The sequence below is a fragment of the Flavobacterium plurextorum genome, from assembly GCF_024638035.1.
Taxonomy (GTDB): Bacteria; Bacteroidota; Bacteroidia; order Flavobacteriales; family Flavobacteriaceae; genus Flavobacterium; species Flavobacterium plurextorum.
In genome coordinates this window covers 5,324,106-5,341,094 of sequence record NZ_CP100442.1, presented here as the reverse complement: position 1 = coordinate 5,341,094, position 16,989 = coordinate 5,324,106, and the positions used below count along the sequence as shown (strand labels likewise).

The window sequence follows — 16,989 nt, the reverse complement described above, 5'->3', positions numbered from 1 at the left end:
TTTTTAGTTTTTAAGACATTAATTTTTAGAAAACCACATTTCTTTAGTATGGTAATCTACCTTATCAGCTCCAATCGCTTTTAAAGCATCAAAATTCCAAACATATTCTGAGTTAAATCTCGGACGAACTCTGTATGGTAAATTTCCATTATTGTCAACAAATAAACCTCCGTTTGGCACAAAATTCATTGTCTTGTAAATATCTGCGTTATAATGATATTTACGCAAATCTGTCCAAGTTTCTAGCATACCGTAACCAAATAAAGCTACATATTTTTGAAGCATGATATGGCTGATTGTCAAGTTTGCAGCCGTTGGAACGATGTTGACATTGGTTAAGAATGCTGTTTTTTCAGCAGCCGTAATAGTCGATGTAATAGGGAAAATTGTACTTACAACAGTATTTGTATTTACAAAATCAATATTAGCATCAATTGCTTTTTTGTAAGCATCTAAAGCCATGGCTTTGTCTCCTTTTATAAAAGCAGCTTCAGCTTTAATAAACTGAATTTCTGAATACGTCATTAAAGGGAAATTCGCTTTATCTCTAAAAAGATATCTTCCCGGAGTTGTAATAGTTCCTGCAGTATATGTTCCATAAATATTTGGAATTCTGCTTACGTTTGTCGCAACTGTAGAAGCGGTAGTATTTAACGGGTTTCCATTAAAAGTATATTTACTCGGATCTGGATTTGTAGAAGATGCTGGAGCTAATTCAGATTGACCTACTGACGGCACCAAAACTCTAGAAATTCTAGGATCTTTTGTGCCTCCAAAAAGACTTCCGTCCATTGTTCTCACAGCAAAATCAGTTTGACGGTAAGTATTGAAATTATTTCTTCCAGGACCGTAAAAATTGATGTCTGCAGAAACAGTTCCGTTGTATCTAATTAAAGCATTATCTGCATTAGAAGCCAATGATTTATCACAATACTCAATTACTTTATCTGGGTTGTAAGAAGCTTTATTGATTTGATTGTTTAAGTTTCTAGCCAAAACTCCGTAAGCAAACTTAACCCATTTAGTACGGTCTCCGCCATACATTTTATCTCCGCCGGCAGTATAAGTCTGAGAAACATTTCCATCTGTACGGTTTAAATCTGTTAAACCTTCATTCAATAAACGAACTACTTCAGCATATACTTGTTCCTGAGGAACATAATCAAAAGAAAGACGCGAAGTAAAAACTTGATCAAAATTAATTAATTCAGAATGATAATCAGTTGCAACCTGCCAAGACCAAGCTCTGATTACTTTAGCAATTCCAGTAATATCATGACGTTGTTCTGAAACTGCTTTTTCCTGTAATTTAGTTAAGTTTAAACCAATAGAAAAATACGCCATTTTCCAGATTTCACCACCTGTATCACTATTTGATTGATATCCAAAACGGTCCCATTCACTTCCTACAGCGCCAGCAGTAGCCGTACTGAAATTTTGAGTGTATCGTCCTAAACATCTGTTGTCAAATTGTAATCCTACAGCCATTTGCTGTTCGATTGGAGACATTAAAGCTGGTGCTGAAACATCAACAGGAAAACTTGGATTTACGTTTATATCTTCTAAGTCGTTGCAAGAAATCATTGTGGCTACAAGACCTAATGCGGCTATATATGTTTTAATATTTTTCATGGTCAATTAATTAAAGTCCGATTTTTAATCCTAAGTTCAAACCTCTAGGTGTAGAAACTACTCCAAAGTCAAAACCTGTTCCTCCAGCACCTCCAGTTGAAGCATTAGTTCCATTAACCGAAGGATCAGCTCCAGTATAATTTGTAATGATAAAAACATCGGTCATTGTTACATAAAGAGAAAGTGCGTTAATGAATGTTTTTTTCAATATTTCAGAAGGCATTTGATAGCTTAAAGTAATATCTCTCATTCTTAACCAGTTAATATCTTTTTCGATAAAATCAGCATCGATAGCACCAGTTCTGTAGTATTCGTTTTGAACACTTGGTCTTACTGGAATATTGTTTTGTGTTGGAGTGGCTGAATTTTCTAAACCATCTCTAAAAACACCTTTTACAATTCTTGTTTGTTCACGATCTAAAGTTTTAGTCGATAAACCGTTTTGGTACAAATAGAATTCAGTTCCGTTGTAAATATCACCACCTTTTCTTATGTCTAACAAGAATGATAAACTAAGATCTTTGTATGTAAAAGTGTTTTGCAAACCAAGCATAAAATCAGGATTTCTATCTCCAATAATTTTAAAGTTTGGATCTTTTAAAGCATAACCAGTGTTTGGATCAATTAAAGGGTCACCTGCATTATTTCTTAAATAATCATTTCCTGTTAAAGTCGTTAACGGATTTCCAACTGTAACTCCGCCGCGAACATTTCCGTAAAGCCAAGTATCTGAAACATAGTATTCAGAAATAACAGAAGGAAGATTTAATAATTCAGAACGTGTTTTGCTGAAGTTAGCACTTACATTCCAAGAGAAATTATCTTTTTTAATTGGTGATGCGTTTAAAGTAATCTCTAAACCTTGGTTTTGTAAATCTCCAAAGTTTGCAGAAGTTACAACAAATCCTGTTCCGTAGCTTAAACGCATATTTTTTAGAATCGGATCGATTGTTTTTGTGCTGTAAACAGCAACATCTAATCCAACGCGGTTGTTAAAGAATTTTAATTCTGTACCTAATTCAAATGATTTACGGAATTCAGGTTTCAAATTCGCATTTGCTCCTGTAACACCATACGCATAACCACCATCTGTAGTTAATTGCGGATTGAAAACAGGTTGTGCAGAATATGGAGAAGGAATATTAGCAGCTTCTGCATAAGAAGCTCTCAATTTTCCGTAAGAAAGTATTTCTTTGTTTTTCAATCCGTTTAAGTTTGTGAAAACGAAACTCGTTGAAACAGAAGGGTAGAAAAACGGATCTGGTAATACAGAAGTCCAGTCTTCACGTCCAGTTAATGTTAAATAAACAGTTTTGTCATAATCTAAACTCACCTCAGAAAAGAAACCAATAATTTTGCTTTGAATAATTCTCTCTTGAGATCTTTGCGTTGTAGCATCAGTATTATTGATAGAGTAGAAGTTAGGATCGAAGAAACGGCTTCCTGTTGTAGATAAAATTTTGTAATCATTATCATTAACAGAATTACCCACCATAAGTTTGGTGTTGAATTTTCCAAATGACTTTTTAGCAGTAACTAATAAAGTAGTGTTTAAATTACTGGTATTAGAATAGTATGATTCAATATAACCTCCAGGAGTAATTCCTGCGGCAGATTCTGGATGAATAGCTCTGTAACCTTGAGCAGAATTCACATCCCAGCCCACACGGCCAGTTAAGTTAAGCCAAGAAGTTGGGTCGTAAACTAATCCAACATTGGTAACAAAACGGTTATTAAAATCTTCAGATAAGTTTTTGTTTACATCCCAGAACGGATTATCAGTTTCCGTATCTAAAGCACCGCTAGTAATTTTTCTTCTTGTGCCGTCAGTGTTTAAATAATTACTGGCATCATCATTTGTCGGCCATGTTAAAAGCGAAAGTAAATATCCTGCATCTCTTACACCTGGAATTTGTACAGCAGATCCAGCTCCTTTTGCCGCTTTTTGATTGTCTGATTTTGTAAAACTAAAACTAGCTTCAGATCTTAATTTTGAAGATATTTTTGCAGTAGCATTTAAATTTGCAGTCAAACGGCTGTAACCTGTATTTGGCACAACACCTTCTTGCTCTAAGTTAGAAAGAGATAATCGGTAAGTAGTAGTTTCTGTACCCGCTTCAAACGAAAGGTTATGATTGGTTGAAACTGCAGTTTTGAAGAAATTCTCAACATTATTATAAAATTGAGTTCCCGGTTCGTAAGCCGTTCCAAATTGTCTTCTATAGTCTGGGTTGTTTACACCATCAGAACCTCTTTGATATACTTTTTGAGTTTCTGGAAAACGGTATAAATTATCGAATCTTGTATTTGTAGAATAAGTAAGTCTTCCAACTCCTTTTTTACCTTTTTTAGTAGTAATTACGATTGCACCATTTCCAGCCTGCATTCCGTAAAGTGCTGCAGCCTCAGGTCCTTTTAAGATAACCACAGATTCAATATCGTCTGGATTAATATCTGCACCTCTATTGGTATAATCTTGAGTTCTGTTTGGAGCATTAGAAATAGTTAAACCTTGATCCATTGTTTCGTTGCTTACAGGTAAACCATCTACAACATACAAAGGAGAGTTGCTTCCGCTAAGCGAATTTACTCCTCTTAATTGAATGGCTGCCGAAGCACCCGGTGCACCAGAAGTACTTGTTACATTTAAACCTGCAACACGACCTTGTAATGCAGTAGCAAAGTTAGGACGTTGTGTGTCTGCAATTTCTTTCCCTTTTACTTCCTGAACAGCATATCCTAAAGAAGATTTATTACGTACAATACCCATCGAACCAACAATTGTTACATTGTTTAATGTTTGAGCACTTTCAGAAATAACAATTTTTAAATCATTTCCGTTTACAATAACTTCTTTGTTGTTAAAACCGATGTAAGACACTTGAAGAACATCACCTTGACGTGCTTTTATCGAAAAAGTTCCATCGGCAGCTGTTGAAGTTTGATCCTTAGATCCCTGAACTAAAATGTTTGCTCCCGGTAATGAGTTTCCACTACCATCTGTGACTTTACCTTTTACGGTTGAATTTTGGGAATAACCTGCGAGTATTCCGAAAAAGAAAAGTAAAAGAACTAAATACTTTTTTTTCATATTGGCTTAATTGTTTTGGTTAGAATGGCGAAATTTAGAAAATATTTTCAAATAAATGCGGGATTGTGTATTTTTTTTCAAAAAATTATTCAAATACCGCAAAATAACGCATGTTTTAGATGTTAATTGTTTCTGATTTTATTTTTTAACTCTCAAAATGCAGACTATTGCGGTTTTCTGTAGAAGATCTTCTTGCAATTGAAATATTTGATATATTTGTGTTGAATTTTAATATTCATAAAATATGCTGAAAGCCGAGAGACATAAATATATAATGACTAAGCTCATTGAAGAACAGAAAGTTGTCACCACAGATTTGGCTTTGGCTCTGGATTTGTCAGAAGATACAATAAGAAGAGATTTGAATGAATTGGACAGTAAAAAACTGCTGGAGAAGGTATATGGCGGAGCTGTTCAGGTTACAGAGAAATCTGTTGATCTTTTTAATATTGCAATATCTGCGGAAGAAGAAAAGAAAAAAATTGTTACCAAGGCATTATCTTTATTGCATGATGACCAAGTTATTATAATGAGCGGAGGAAGTACAAATTTGGTTTTTGCAAAATTAATTCCTTCAGATTTAAAGGCAACTATTTATACTTACAGTTTGCCAATCGCAATGCAATTGTCACAACATCCAAATATTGATTTAATATTTATTGGCGGTAAAATGCAAAAAAACGCAATGGTTACAATTGGTATGGATGTGATTCAGGTTGTGTCTAAAATTAAAGCCGACATTTGCTTTATTGGTGCCAGCAGTATCAATATTAAACAAGGTCTTACCGAGATTGGATATGAGATTTCAATTGTTAAAAAAGCGATGATAGAAGCTTCAGATAGAGTTGTTTCAATGTTTTCTTCAAATAAGTTAAATACTAAGATGCCGCACGTAGTTTGCGATCTTAATCAATTAGATACAATTGTTACAGAATTGGATCCTGAAGATGAAAGGCTGGAGGAATATAGAAAATCAGGTGTTTTTATATTATAACTAATTTTTCGCTTTGTTTAATTTGCATTATGTTGCATTATTTTGATTTTATTTTGTTAAATCACGCAAAATAATGAAATCGGTTTGTTTTTTGTATATATTTGTTAAACCAAAAAAGTTTAACCAATAGAATAGATTATGAAAACCAATGCTTCTTTGACTTACGATATACCCGGAAAATTTGAAGAAACCCGATTTGAAAAAAATCACAACGTAATTTTTGAAAGTTCAATTGAGGCTTCAAAAATTGTTGCTCATGAAATTGCTGATTTAATACGATCGAAACAAGCAAGCAATGAATCGTGTGTACTTGGTCTTGCGACAGGTTCTTCGCCTATAAAAGTGTATGAAGAATTGGTGCGTCTGCATAAAGAAGAAGGATTAAGTTTTTCTAAGGTAATCTCTTTTAATCTAGACGAGTATTATCCTATGAGCAAGGAGAATCGCCAGAGTTATCATTATTTCATGCATCAATATCTATTCAATCATATTGATATTAAACCTGAAAATGTAAATATACCAGACGGAACAATTGCAATAGACGAACTGAATCAGTATTGCGTTGATTACGAAATGAAAATAAAAGATGCCGGCGGATTAGATTTTCAGCTTTTAGGAATTGGCCGTACTGGACACGTTGGTTTCAACGAGCCAGGTTCTCATATCAATTCTGGAACTAGAATTATTACTTTAGATCATATTACAAGAGTCGATGCTTCATCTGATTTCAATGGTATTGACAATGTTCCAAAAAGAGCAATCACTATGGGAGTTTCTACAATTCTTAGATCAAAAAGAATTGTACTTATGGCTTGGGGACAAAACAAAGCTTCGATAATTAAAAGAACAATTCAAGGCGAAATAACTTCAGAAGTTCCTGCAACTTTCCTGCAAAATCATTCAAATGCTACTTTTGTATTAGATAAATTTTCAGCATCAGAATTAACCCGATTTGAAACTCCGTGGTTAGTTGGAGAATGTACTTGGACTGAAGAATTAAAAAGTAAAGCAATCGTTTGGCTTTGTAAAGAAACTAAACAATCCATATTAAAACTTACAGACAGAGATTATAACAATCACGGAATGTCTGATCTTTTGGCTCAGGAAGGTTCAGCTTACGATTTGAATATTAACATGTTTAATATTCTGCAGCATACTATTACAGGATGGCCGGGAGGAAAACCAAACACAGATGATTCTCATCGCCCGGAAAGAGCCAATCCAGCTAAAAAACGAGTTATCCTTTTTAGTCCGCATCCAGATGATGACGTGATTTCTATGGGAGGAACTTTTTCAAAATTAATCAAACAAGGACACGATGTACATGTTGTGTATCAAACCTCTGGAAATATTGCCGTTACAGACGATGAAGCACTTAAATTTGCTGAAGTTTGCAACGATTTTGCAGGAGAAAATCTTCCAAATGATATCAATTTTAAATCTGTAATTGAGTTTTTGAACAACAAATCAGAAAATCAAATCGATTCTCTCGACGTTAGAAAACTGAAAGGATTAATTAGAAGAAGAGAATCTTATGCAGCAACAAGATACATCGGACTAAAAGATGAAAATACACACTTTTTAGATCTTCCGTTTTATGAAACAGGACAAGTCAAGAAAAATCCATTAGGACCAGAAGATATTGCCATTGTAAAAGAAATTATCGCTAGAATAAAGCCACATCAGGTATTTGCAGCAGGAGATTTAGCAGATCCTCACGGAACGCATGAAGTATGTTTAAATGCGATTTTTGCTGCCTTGAAAGAATTGAAACCTGAGAAATATATGGATGACTGCTGGTTGTGGTTATACAGAGGCGCTTGGCACGAATGGGATATTCATGAAATTGATATGGCCGTTCCGCTTTCTCCATCAGAAGTACTGTTGAAACGTCATGCCATTTTATACCATCAATCTCAAAAAGACCGAGTTATGTTTCAAGGAAATGATTCGAGAGAATTTTGGGTAAGAGCCGAAGATCGTAATAAAAACACGGCAGTTTTATATGATGAATTAGGATTGGCAGAATACGAAGCTATCGAAGCTTTTAAACGTTTTGATTATTAATAAATACAAAGATTAGGATCAATACCCAAACAGGCTTTTAAAGCCTGTTTGGTATCCAACTTTCTAAATTACTCGAACAACCAATTATCAAATAATGCCTGATTTACTCCAATTACAACAATTATCTGATTCGCTGGAAGGAACTCTTTTTTATGATGATCTTCATAAAAAACTGTACGCTACAGATGCTTCTGCTTATAGAATTATGCCAGAAGCTGTGGCTATTCCTAAAACCGAAGAAGATATTGTAAAAATCATTCGCTTTGCTTCACAACATAATATCTCAATAACACCGCGAACCGCAGGAACTTCTCTCGCAGGTCAAACTGTAGGAAATGGAATTATTGTAGACGTTTCGAAACATTTTACCAAAATTGTCGCTTTTGATGCCGAAAAGAAAACCATAACAGTTCAGCCCGGAGTAATTCGCGATGAATTGAATTTATATTTAAAACCTTATGGTTTATTTTTCAGTCCAACTACATCAACTACAAATCGTTGCATGATCGGCGGAATGGTGGGGAATAATTCATCAGGAACAACCTCGATTCGTTATGGCGTTACCCGAGATAAAATTGTTGAGATAAAAGCAGTTTTAAGTGATGGAAGTATTGCTGTTTTTAAAGATTTGTCTTCCGAAGAATTTATAGAGAAGACAAAAGGCGATTCGCTTGAAAATAAAATCTACAAAACGATTTACGACGAACTTTCCAATAAAGAAAATCAGGATGAAATCAATAGAGAATTTCCAAAGCCTGAAATTCACAGACGAAATACAGGTTATGCTATTGATGCGCTGTTAAAATCAGAATTATTTTCGGGAACAGAAAGTACAATTAATTTAGGAAAGTTACTTTGCGGAAGTGAAGGAACTTTGGCATTTACAACCGAAATTACTTTGAAAGTTGACGATTTACCGCCAACAAACAGTATTATGGTTGTGGCACATTTTCATACGATTCATGAAAGTTTAGAAGCTGTGGTTACAGCAATGAAACATCATTTGTACACTTGCGAAATGATGGATGATACCATTTTAGATTGTACTAAAACCAATAGAGAACAATCTAAAAATAGATTTTTTATTGTGGGAGAACCAAAAGCAGTTATTATGCTTGAAGTAGGATCACATATTAGTATGGAAGATGCCGAATTGCAGGCTGATGCTTTGATTAAAGATCTTGAAGATAATAATTTTGGTTATGCTCTGCCTAAAATTTATGGAGCTGATATTGATAAAGTAAATGAGGTTCGAAAAGCAGGTCTAGGACTTTTAGGAAGTATTGTAGGCGATGATAAAGCGGCCGATTCTATTGAAGATACCGCAGTTGAACTTAGCGATCTGCCAAATTATATTGCCGATTTTGCGGCGATGATGGAAAGACACGGACAAAGTGCCATCTACTATGCGCATGCTGGAGCGGGAGAATTGCATTTGCGTCCGAAGATAAATTTAAAAACAAAAGAAGGATTACACCAGTTTAGAAATATATCCACGGAAGTCGCGCATTTGGTAAAAAAATACAGAGGTTCATTAAGCGGTGAACACGGTGACGGAATTTTAAGGGGAGAATTTCTGCCTTTTATGATTGGGGATAAAAACTATGAACTGCTGAAACGAATAAAAAAAGCATTTGATCCCAACACTATTTTAAACGTTGGAAAAATTGTAAATGCTTCTAAAATGGATGAAAATCTTCGTTTTGAAGCGGGAAGAGTAGAACCAGAAATTAAAACGATTCAGGATTTCTCTGATAGTTTAGGGATTTTGAGGGCTGCCGAAAAATGCAACGGTTCTGGCGACTGCCGAAAATTGCCTTCGGTGGGAGGAACTTTGTGTCCGAGTTATCGCGCTACTCGAAATGAAAAAGATACGACTCGTGCCAGAGCAAATGCGCTGAGAGAATATCTAACCCATTCTGAAAAAGACAATAAATTTGACCACGAAGAATTATATAAAGTGTTTGAGTTGTGCGTGAGCTGTAAAGCCTGTGCCAGCGAATGCCCAAGTAATGTTGATGTAGCAACTTTAAAAGCAGAATTTTTATACCAATATCAAAAAGCAAACGGATTTTCTGTTCGCAATAAAATTTTTGCTTTCAACTCGAAACTGAATAAGTTTGGAAGCATTGCTCCATCAATGACCAATTTTGTTGCTAATTTACCTTTGGTTAAAAAAAGTATGGGAATTGCACCCAAAAGACAAGTACCGCTTTTAGCACCAAAAACTTTTAAAAAATGGTACGAAAAAAATAAAAAAGAAGCAGAGACCAATTCATTTAAAAATGGGAAGGTATATCTTTTTTGCGATGAGTTTACCAATTATTATGATGTCTCAGTCGGAATTGATGCTTATGAACTTCTGACCGCATTAGGTTACGAAGTTATTATTACAGATCATGAAGAAAGCGGAAGAGCCTTTTTATCAAAAGGTTTTTTGGAAGAAGCGCAGGAAATTGCGAATAAAAATGTGAATATTTTCAAGGATTTAATTTCTGAAGATATTCCATTAATCGGAATCGAGCCATCGGCAATATTGACTTTTAGAGACGAATATCTGCGATTGGCAAAAGATAAAGAAAGTGCCGAAAGACTGTCGAAAAATGTTTTTACTGTCGAAGAGTTTTTTAAAGCAGAAATTGCAAAAGGAAAAATTCATTCTGGACAATTTTCGGATACAGAAAAAACGATAAAGATTCACGGACATTGTCATCAAAAATCATTAAGCACCATTGAAGCTTCTTTTGCAATGCTGAATGTACCCAAAAACAGCACGGTTACAATTTACAATTCTGGCTGCTGCGGAATGGCGGGTTCATTTGGTTATGAAAAAGAACATTACGAAATTAGTATGCAAATGGGAGAGGATACTTTGTTTCCAAAAATTCGTGCAACCGATTCAAAAACGGCAATCGCGGCTGCAGGAACCAGCTGCCGTCATCAAATTTTTGACGGGACAAATAGAAAAGCAATGCATCCAGTAACAATTTTAAGAGATTGTTTGAAATAATTTTTTTATAAATTAAACTTAATGAGTTAAATAATAGCAAGTTTTATGAAAAAAGCAATCTGTACTTTACTTCTTTTAATCGTATTTTTTTCTGCGAAAGCGGCTAAAATTGATACGATTCAAGTTTTTAGTGCTTCGATGAATAAGAACATAAAAACCTGTGTAATTGTTCCTGATGGATATAAAAAAAGCAAAAAGAAGTTTCCAGTCGTGTATCTACTTCATGGATACAGCGGGAATTATGCAACTTGGGTAAAAAGCTTTAAAGAAGTTGGCAGGCAGGTTGATCAATACGGTTTTATAGCAATTGGTGTCGACGGAAATTATTCAAGCTGGTATTTTGACAGTCCGATAGATCCTGCTTTCAAATATGAAACTTATGTAATCAATGAATTAGTTCCTTTTATAGATAAAAAGTACAAAACAATTGCAACTCGCGAAGCCAGAGCTATAACTGGTTTGAGCATGGGTGGACATGGAGCTTTGTATTTGTCTTTTAAACATCAGGATGTATTTGGTGCAGCAGGAAGTATGAGCGGCGGAGTAGATTTTCGTCCGTTTCCTGAAAAGTGGGATATCAAAAAGCGACTTGGTTCTATAACCGAATTTCCTGAAAATTGGGATAAAAATACGGTTACCAATATGCTTGATTTGGTAAAAGACAACCATTTAAAATTGATTATTGATTGTGGTGTCGATGATTTTTTTATCGATGTAAATCGCGAACTGAATAAAAAAATGCTGGCGTTAAAAATAAATCACGATTATATCGAGCGTCCCGGGCAGCATAACATAGAATATTGGGAAAACTCTTTAAAGTTTCAATTGTTGTTCTTTAATAATTTTTTCAATGAGAAAAATAAAAGTTAAGTAAGAGATTGTGTGTTGTGATTTTGTAAAATAAAAAAGAGCGCATAAATTTTGGTTGGTTATCCTAACAGGTTTTCAAAACCTGTTAGGTTTTTTAGTCACGAATTAATTTAGCAAAATCTGTGTAAAAAAAAATAGCCACTGATTAAAAGGATCAAAAGGATTTTTGTTTGCCGCTAATTGCACGAATTTCAATAAATCAAATCTGCTTGATCTGCCAAATCTGTGTAAAAAAAATAGCCACTGATTAAAAGGATTAAAAGGATTTTTGTTGCTGCTAATTGCACGAATTTCAACAAATTAAAATCTGCTTGATCTGCCAAATCTGCGAGAGAAAAAACAGCCACTGATTAAAAGGATTAAAAGGATTTTTGTTTGCCGCTAATTGCACGAATTTCAACAAATTAAAATCTGCTTGATCTGGCAAATCTGCGAGAGAAAAAATGCATAAAGATTAAAAGACAAATTAAACATAACTTAACGAACTTTGTGTGAATTTTTAACCCCGTTAGTTATCGGGATTGCGGTTAAATTTTTCAACGATAAATACAAACTATACTAAATAACCCAAAATAGTACTTATGAAAAGTCTAAAAATTTTAATGCTGATACTGCTGTTTCAAACGAAAACTTTCAGTCAGGAATCACCAAAAAGAGAAATGCGTGCCGCTTGGATATCGACTGTAGATAATATCGACTGGCCATCTAAACCAGGATTATCAGACAAGCAGATGAAATCTGAAATGATTACCATTTTGGATAATTTACGATCTAATAATTTGAATACTGTAATTTTTCAAATTCGCCCAACTGCCGACGCTTATTATAAATCGACAAAAGAACCAGCATCGCATTGGATAACCGGAACTCAAGGCGTTGCTCCAGGATTTGATCCGCTGCAAATGATGATTGATGAAGCGGGAAAAAGAGGAATGAATGTTCATGTTTGGCTAAATCCGTATCGTGTACAAAAAGATACAGTTAAAGAAGTGTTGGCTAAAACTCATTTGTATTTTAAGAAACCAGAATTATTTTTGACGTATGGGAAATCGAGATATTTTAATCCGGGTTATAAAGAAACCAGAGATTTTGTTGCTTCGGTAGTCGGTGAAATAGTTCGAAATTATGACATTCAAGCGATACATATGGACGATTATTTTTATCCATACAAAATCGAGGGACAAGAGTTTCCAGATGAAAAAGCTTTTGCAAAAGAGCCAAGACAATTTAGAGATAAAGACGATTGGAGAAGAGACAATGTCGATTTAATCATCAAACAAATTCGAGATACCATAATTGCTAATAAACCGGAAGTTGAATTCGGAATTTCACCTTTTGGCGTGTGGCGAAATATTGCAAAAGATTCAGATGGTTCTGATACCAGAGCAGGAGCGACTAATTATGACGATTTGTATGCCGATATCTTGAAATGGCAGAAAGAAAACTGGATCGATTATATAACACCGCAATTGTATTGGCACATTGGTTTTGACAGAGCTAATTTTGAAGTTTTGGCAAAATGGTGGGCAGCGCACAAATATGGAACTAATGTGTATATTGGACACGGCGATTATAAAATTTCAAAAACGGCAAAAGAACCAGAATGGAGAAGTCCAGATCAAATTGTAAAACAGATTGAAATGATTCGTACGATGCCTCAAATAGATGGTTCGATGCATTTTACAGCAAACTCATTTCTTAAAAAAGGAGATACATTAAGAAATGCTCTTATCGAAAAACAATACAAATACATTGCCTTAACGCCCGAAGCGAACAGAATTACAAGAATAAAACCGCAACCGCCGACAAATGCTGTGATTGCTCAAAAAGGTGATAAAGCAACACTTACATGGAAAGCAGGAATTAATGATAAGAAATACGTAATTTATAGATTTCCAAAAGGTAAGATAACCGATTTTTCTAATGCTGTAAATATTTATTATGTAACAACAGCCGTAAAATTAGAAGTTCCAAATGCTGCTTTAGAAAATTATGTATATGCTGTTTCCGCTTTAAGTCAGACGCAGACAGAAAGTGCTCCAGTCGAATTTATAAAGAAATAAAATAATGAGAAAAAGTGTATTACTGATTACTGTTTTTCTGATTTCCTTAGGTACGATACAAGCACAGAAACTTGAGTCGGTAAAAGTAGAACGAAACGAAGTTTATATCGACTCGATGATGAATCATGCCCTTGAAAAAGGTTTTTTTCCGGGAGCACAGATTATCGTAGGCACAGGAGATTTTAATTTGATATCCAAAAATTACGGTTATCATGATTATACTAAAAAACAATTAGTAAAAACAGGCGATGTTTTCGATTTAGCTTCGATGTCTAAAGTTTTAGGAGCAACGCTTGTTACCATGCGTTTGGTTGGAGAAAACAAAATAAAGCTTACAGACCAAGTAGGTAAAATTGTTCCGTTTTATAAAAACACTGTAATTGCCGATTTAACGCTTTTTGAATTACTAACGCATACTTCTGGATTAACGCCAAGTATCACTTTTTATCAAGCCTTGCTTTCTACACCAGATAATTCGCCTTTATTGAGCAGTAAAAAATCCGAGCAATATGTTGAGTCTTTTGATAATATGTATGTAAACAAAAACATCGTTTACGATTCAAAATATCTTGTTTTTGAGCCAAAGCAAAATTGGATTCAGATTTATAAAAACATGTGGCTGAATCCAGAATTTTATCCGTCTGTTTATGAAAGGATTGCGAAGGCAAATACAAATCCGAGAGGAAAATATTTGTACAGCGATTTAAACTTGCTTTTGGTAAAACAAATGATCGAAGCAAAAACAGGTTCAAAATTAGATCAATTGACAAATGAAATTTATACTGAATTAGGAATTTCGAAAATTGGATATAATCCGCTAAAATGGACTTCGATAGAAAATGTAATGCCAACTGAATTAGATAATTTTTTTAGAAAAGACACTATTAAAGGATATGTTCATGACGAAGCTGCTGCTATTTTTGGCGGTGTTTCTGGTAATGCAGGTTTGTTTGCAAATGCAGAATCGATTGCTGTTATCTGCAAAATGCTTATGAACAATGGAAATTATAAAGGAAAACAAATTTTAAATTCAAAAGTGGTAAAAGAATTTACAGATTCTCCTCTTGCCAAAGAGGGAATTTACCGCGGACTTGGTTTTGATAAACGTAAACCAGATGAGTTTTTTAAAGCGAATGATTTTGGACATACGGGTTTTACAGGAACTTTTTTCTTTATGAATCGGGATACTAACCGGTTTTTGATTATTCTGACCAATCGCGTAAATCCAACAAGAACAAACAGGTTAATGTATAAAGATGACTTTAGCACCAAAATTTGGAGACAAATCAACAAATAAAAATAGTTTGCCGCTAATTACACGAATTTCCACAAATTAAACCTCCTAAATCTGCATAAAATAAAAATAATTCGTGTAATTGCTTCGCCTGTTCGCTATCGCTCGAGTTGTGGCAGATAAAGCAGCAAATAAAGTGGCTATGAAAAGTAGTCTACGATGCGCAAGGATGTTTTTTGTATCTTTATTCATAGGATGAAATAGAAGTTTGGTTGTCAAACTTTTTTCAGAAAGAATAAAACAAAAGAGTTCAAGCCTAAACGGAAGAATGATGACAGTAACTACAGAGCAAAACAGTGAAGCGATAAAAAAAGTGTTACCCATTATTTTAGCGACTTCTATTTTTATGCAGATGCTTGATTCAACAATTTTGAATACTTCGCTGCCTTCTATTGCTAAAGATCTGCATGAGTCTCCGCTCGATATGCAAAATGCAATTATTAGTTATGTTTTAACACTGGCGCTTTTTATGCCGGTAAGCGGCTTTTTATCGGATAAATTTGGCACCAAAAAAGTCTTTATTTTTGCTTTGTTTTTGTTCAGTCTTGGTTCTTTGTTTTGCTCGCTTTCTCAGAATTTGACACATGGACAGGTGAACATTTTACAAATCTTTATCAAGCTGATATTGATGCAGATTTTAATCCAAATAAACCCGAAAAAATAAAATCTAAAATCAATTCTAAATTCAACGAATCGACGCCGGTTTTTACAAAAGATGGGAAAACGGTTTATTTCACAAGAAACAATTTTATTGACGGCAAAAAAGGAAAAGATGGTAATAAAACTACTTTAATCAAAATATACAAAGCAACTTTTGAAAATAACAAATGGACGAACATTATTGAACTTCCATTTAATAGTGATACTTACAGTACGGCGCATCCAGCCTTAAGTTCTGATGAAAAAACCTTGTATTTTGCATCTGATATGCCGGGAACATTTGGGCAGTCAGATATTTATAAAGTAAGTATTAATGGAAACGGTGGTTATGGTTCTCCAGAGAATTTAGGTAAAACAATTAATACTGAAGGAAAAGAAACTTTTCCGTTTATAACAGCTGATAACGAAATTTATTTTGCTTCAGATGGTCATCCTGGACTTGGCGGTTTAGATGTATTTGTTGGTAAAATAAGCGGGAATGAAATAACAAATATTAAAAATATAGGAGCTGATATCAATTCTCCTCAAGATGATTTTGCATTTGTTATTGATACTAAATCTAGAAGAGGTTTCTTCTCTTCAAATAAAGACGGCGGACAAGGTTCTGATGATATTTATAAGTTTTTAGAAACGCGTAAATTGGATTGTGTTCAGGAGTTAAACGGTATTATTACAGATACGCAGACAGGAGTTATTTTATCTGGTGCCAAAGTCTCATTGTATGATAATATGCAGGTGCTGAAAAGTACTGTTATTTCAGATTTAAATGGATTTTACAGTTTTTCTGTTGAATGCGGAAAAAGCTATAATGTAAGAGTTGAAAAAACAGATTATGCAACTAAAGAAGTTCGTACATCGATTGGAACAGAAACAGGAAAAACGTATTTACCAATTTCGCTGGATAAAGTTACATGTCAGGTTGCAATAGGAGATGATTTAGGGAAATGTTTTGATATTAAAATGATTTATTTTGATTTGGATGGATCAGATATTCGTCCAGAAGCGGCCTTGGATTTGGTGAAAATTCTAGATGTATTAAATCAATATCCAACAATGAAAATAGATATTCGTTCGCATACAGACAGCCGTCAAACAGCTGCGTACAACGAAAAACTTTCTGACAGAAGAGCCAAATCAACAATTAAATGGCTGGTAAAAAACGGTATTTCACCAAACAGATTAACAGGTAAAGGTTATGGTGAAACTCAACTTGTAAATGAATGTTCTGATGGTGTAAAATGTACCGAAGAACAACATCAAATGAATAGAAGAAGTGAATTTATAATCACGAAACTATAAAATATAATT

General features: G+C 34.3%; 8 protein-coding genes and 2 pseudogenes. 8 read left to right on the top strand and 2 right to left on the bottom strand.

Annotation, left to right across the window (positions count from 1 at the left end; genetic code table 11):
- Positions 1 to 18: 18 nt before the first annotated feature.
- Positions 19 to 1,632 (bottom strand): SusD/RagB family nutrient-binding outer membrane lipoprotein, encoded by a 1,614-nt coding sequence (locus NLG42_RS23185; protein WP_257682550.1) that lies wholly within the window; start codon positions 1,630 to 1,632, stop codon positions 19 to 21.
- Positions 1,633 to 1,642: 10 nt separating this feature from the next.
- The gene (locus NLG42_RS23180; protein WP_257682549.1) at positions 1,643 to 4,723 is read right to left on the bottom strand and encodes a SusC/RagA family TonB-linked outer membrane protein; all 3,081 of its coding nucleotides are present in this window, start codon (positions 4,721 to 4,723) and stop codon (positions 1,643 to 1,645) included.
- 244 nt (positions 4,724 to 4,967) lie between these two features.
- Here NLG42_RS23180 and NLG42_RS23175 point away from each other — a divergent pair, with 244 nt between their 5' ends.
- The 8 genes and pseudogenes from NLG42_RS23175 to NLG42_RS23140 all read left to right on the top strand — a co-directional run.
- On the top strand, positions 4,968 to 5,717 hold the full coding sequence (locus NLG42_RS23175; protein ID WP_089058662.1) for a DeoR/GlpR family DNA-binding transcription regulator: 750 nt from the start codon (positions 4,968 to 4,970) through the stop codon (positions 5,715 to 5,717).
- 138 nt (positions 5,718 to 5,855) lie between these two features.
- Entirely contained in the window at positions 5,856 to 7,784 is a 1,929-nt protein-coding gene (gene nagB, locus NLG42_RS23170) for a glucosamine-6-phosphate deaminase (protein WP_257682548.1), read from the top strand.
- Positions 7,785 to 7,878: 94 nt separating this feature from the next.
- A complete protein-coding gene (locus NLG42_RS23165) occupies positions 7,879 to 10,794 on the top strand; it encodes an FAD-binding and (Fe-S)-binding domain-containing protein (RefSeq protein ID WP_257682547.1) in 2,916 nt (971 codons plus the stop codon).
- A 45-nt stretch (positions 10,795 to 10,839) separates the two neighbouring features.
- Positions 10,840 to 11,664, top strand: coding sequence for an alpha/beta hydrolase (locus NLG42_RS23160; RefSeq protein ID WP_257682546.1), 825 nt, complete (start codon positions 10,840 to 10,842; stop codon positions 11,662 to 11,664).
- A gap of 581 nt (positions 11,665 to 12,245) precedes the next feature.
- The gene (locus NLG42_RS23155) at positions 12,246 to 13,727 is read left to right on the top strand and encodes a glycoside hydrolase family 10-like protein (RefSeq protein ID WP_089058666.1); all 1,482 of its coding nucleotides are present in this window, start codon (positions 12,246 to 12,248) and stop codon (positions 13,725 to 13,727) included.
- A 4-nt stretch (positions 13,728 to 13,731) separates the two neighbouring features.
- Positions 13,732 to 15,024 carry a serine hydrolase domain-containing protein gene (locus NLG42_RS23150; protein ID WP_257682545.1) on the top strand — a complete coding sequence of 431 codons (1,293 nt, stop codon included), beginning with the start codon at positions 13,732 to 13,734 and terminating at the stop codon, positions 15,022 to 15,024.
- Between the two features lie 268 nt (positions 15,025 to 15,292).
- A pseudogene (locus NLG42_RS23145) lies at positions 15,293 to 15,604 on the top strand (MFS transporter); the annotation flags it as partial.
- Between the two features lie 2 nt (positions 15,605 to 15,606).
- Positions 15,607 to 16,980, top strand: a pseudogene (locus NLG42_RS23140) (OmpA family protein); the annotation flags it as partial.
- Positions 16,981 to 16,989: the final 9 nt, after the last annotated feature.

Bases quoted from the DNA above. Each gene is read 5' to 3' on its own strand.
- NLG42_RS23185 (WP_257682550.1), bottom strand. From the start codon at position 1,632: ATGAAAAATATTAAAACATATATAGCCGCATTAGGTCTTGTAGCCACA.
- NLG42_RS23180 (WP_257682549.1), bottom strand. From the start codon at position 4,723: ATGAAAAAAAAGTATTTAGTTCTTTTACTTTTCTTTTTCGGAATACTC.
- NLG42_RS23175 (WP_089058662.1), top strand. From the start codon at position 4,968: ATGCTGAAAGCCGAGAGACATAAATATATAATGACTAAGCTCATTGAA.
- nagB (WP_257682548.1), top strand. From the start codon at position 5,856: ATGAAAACCAATGCTTCTTTGACTTACGATATACCCGGAAAATTTGAA.
- NLG42_RS23165 (WP_257682547.1), top strand. From the start codon at position 7,879: ATGCCTGATTTACTCCAATTACAACAATTATCTGATTCGCTGGAAGGA.
- NLG42_RS23160 (WP_257682546.1), top strand. From the start codon at position 10,840: ATGAAAAAAGCAATCTGTACTTTACTTCTTTTAATCGTATTTTTTTCT.
- NLG42_RS23155 (WP_089058666.1), top strand. From the start codon at position 12,246: ATGAAAAGTCTAAAAATTTTAATGCTGATACTGCTGTTTCAAACGAAA.
- NLG42_RS23150 (WP_257682545.1), top strand. From the start codon at position 13,732: ATGAGAAAAAGTGTATTACTGATTACTGTTTTTCTGATTTCCTTAGGT.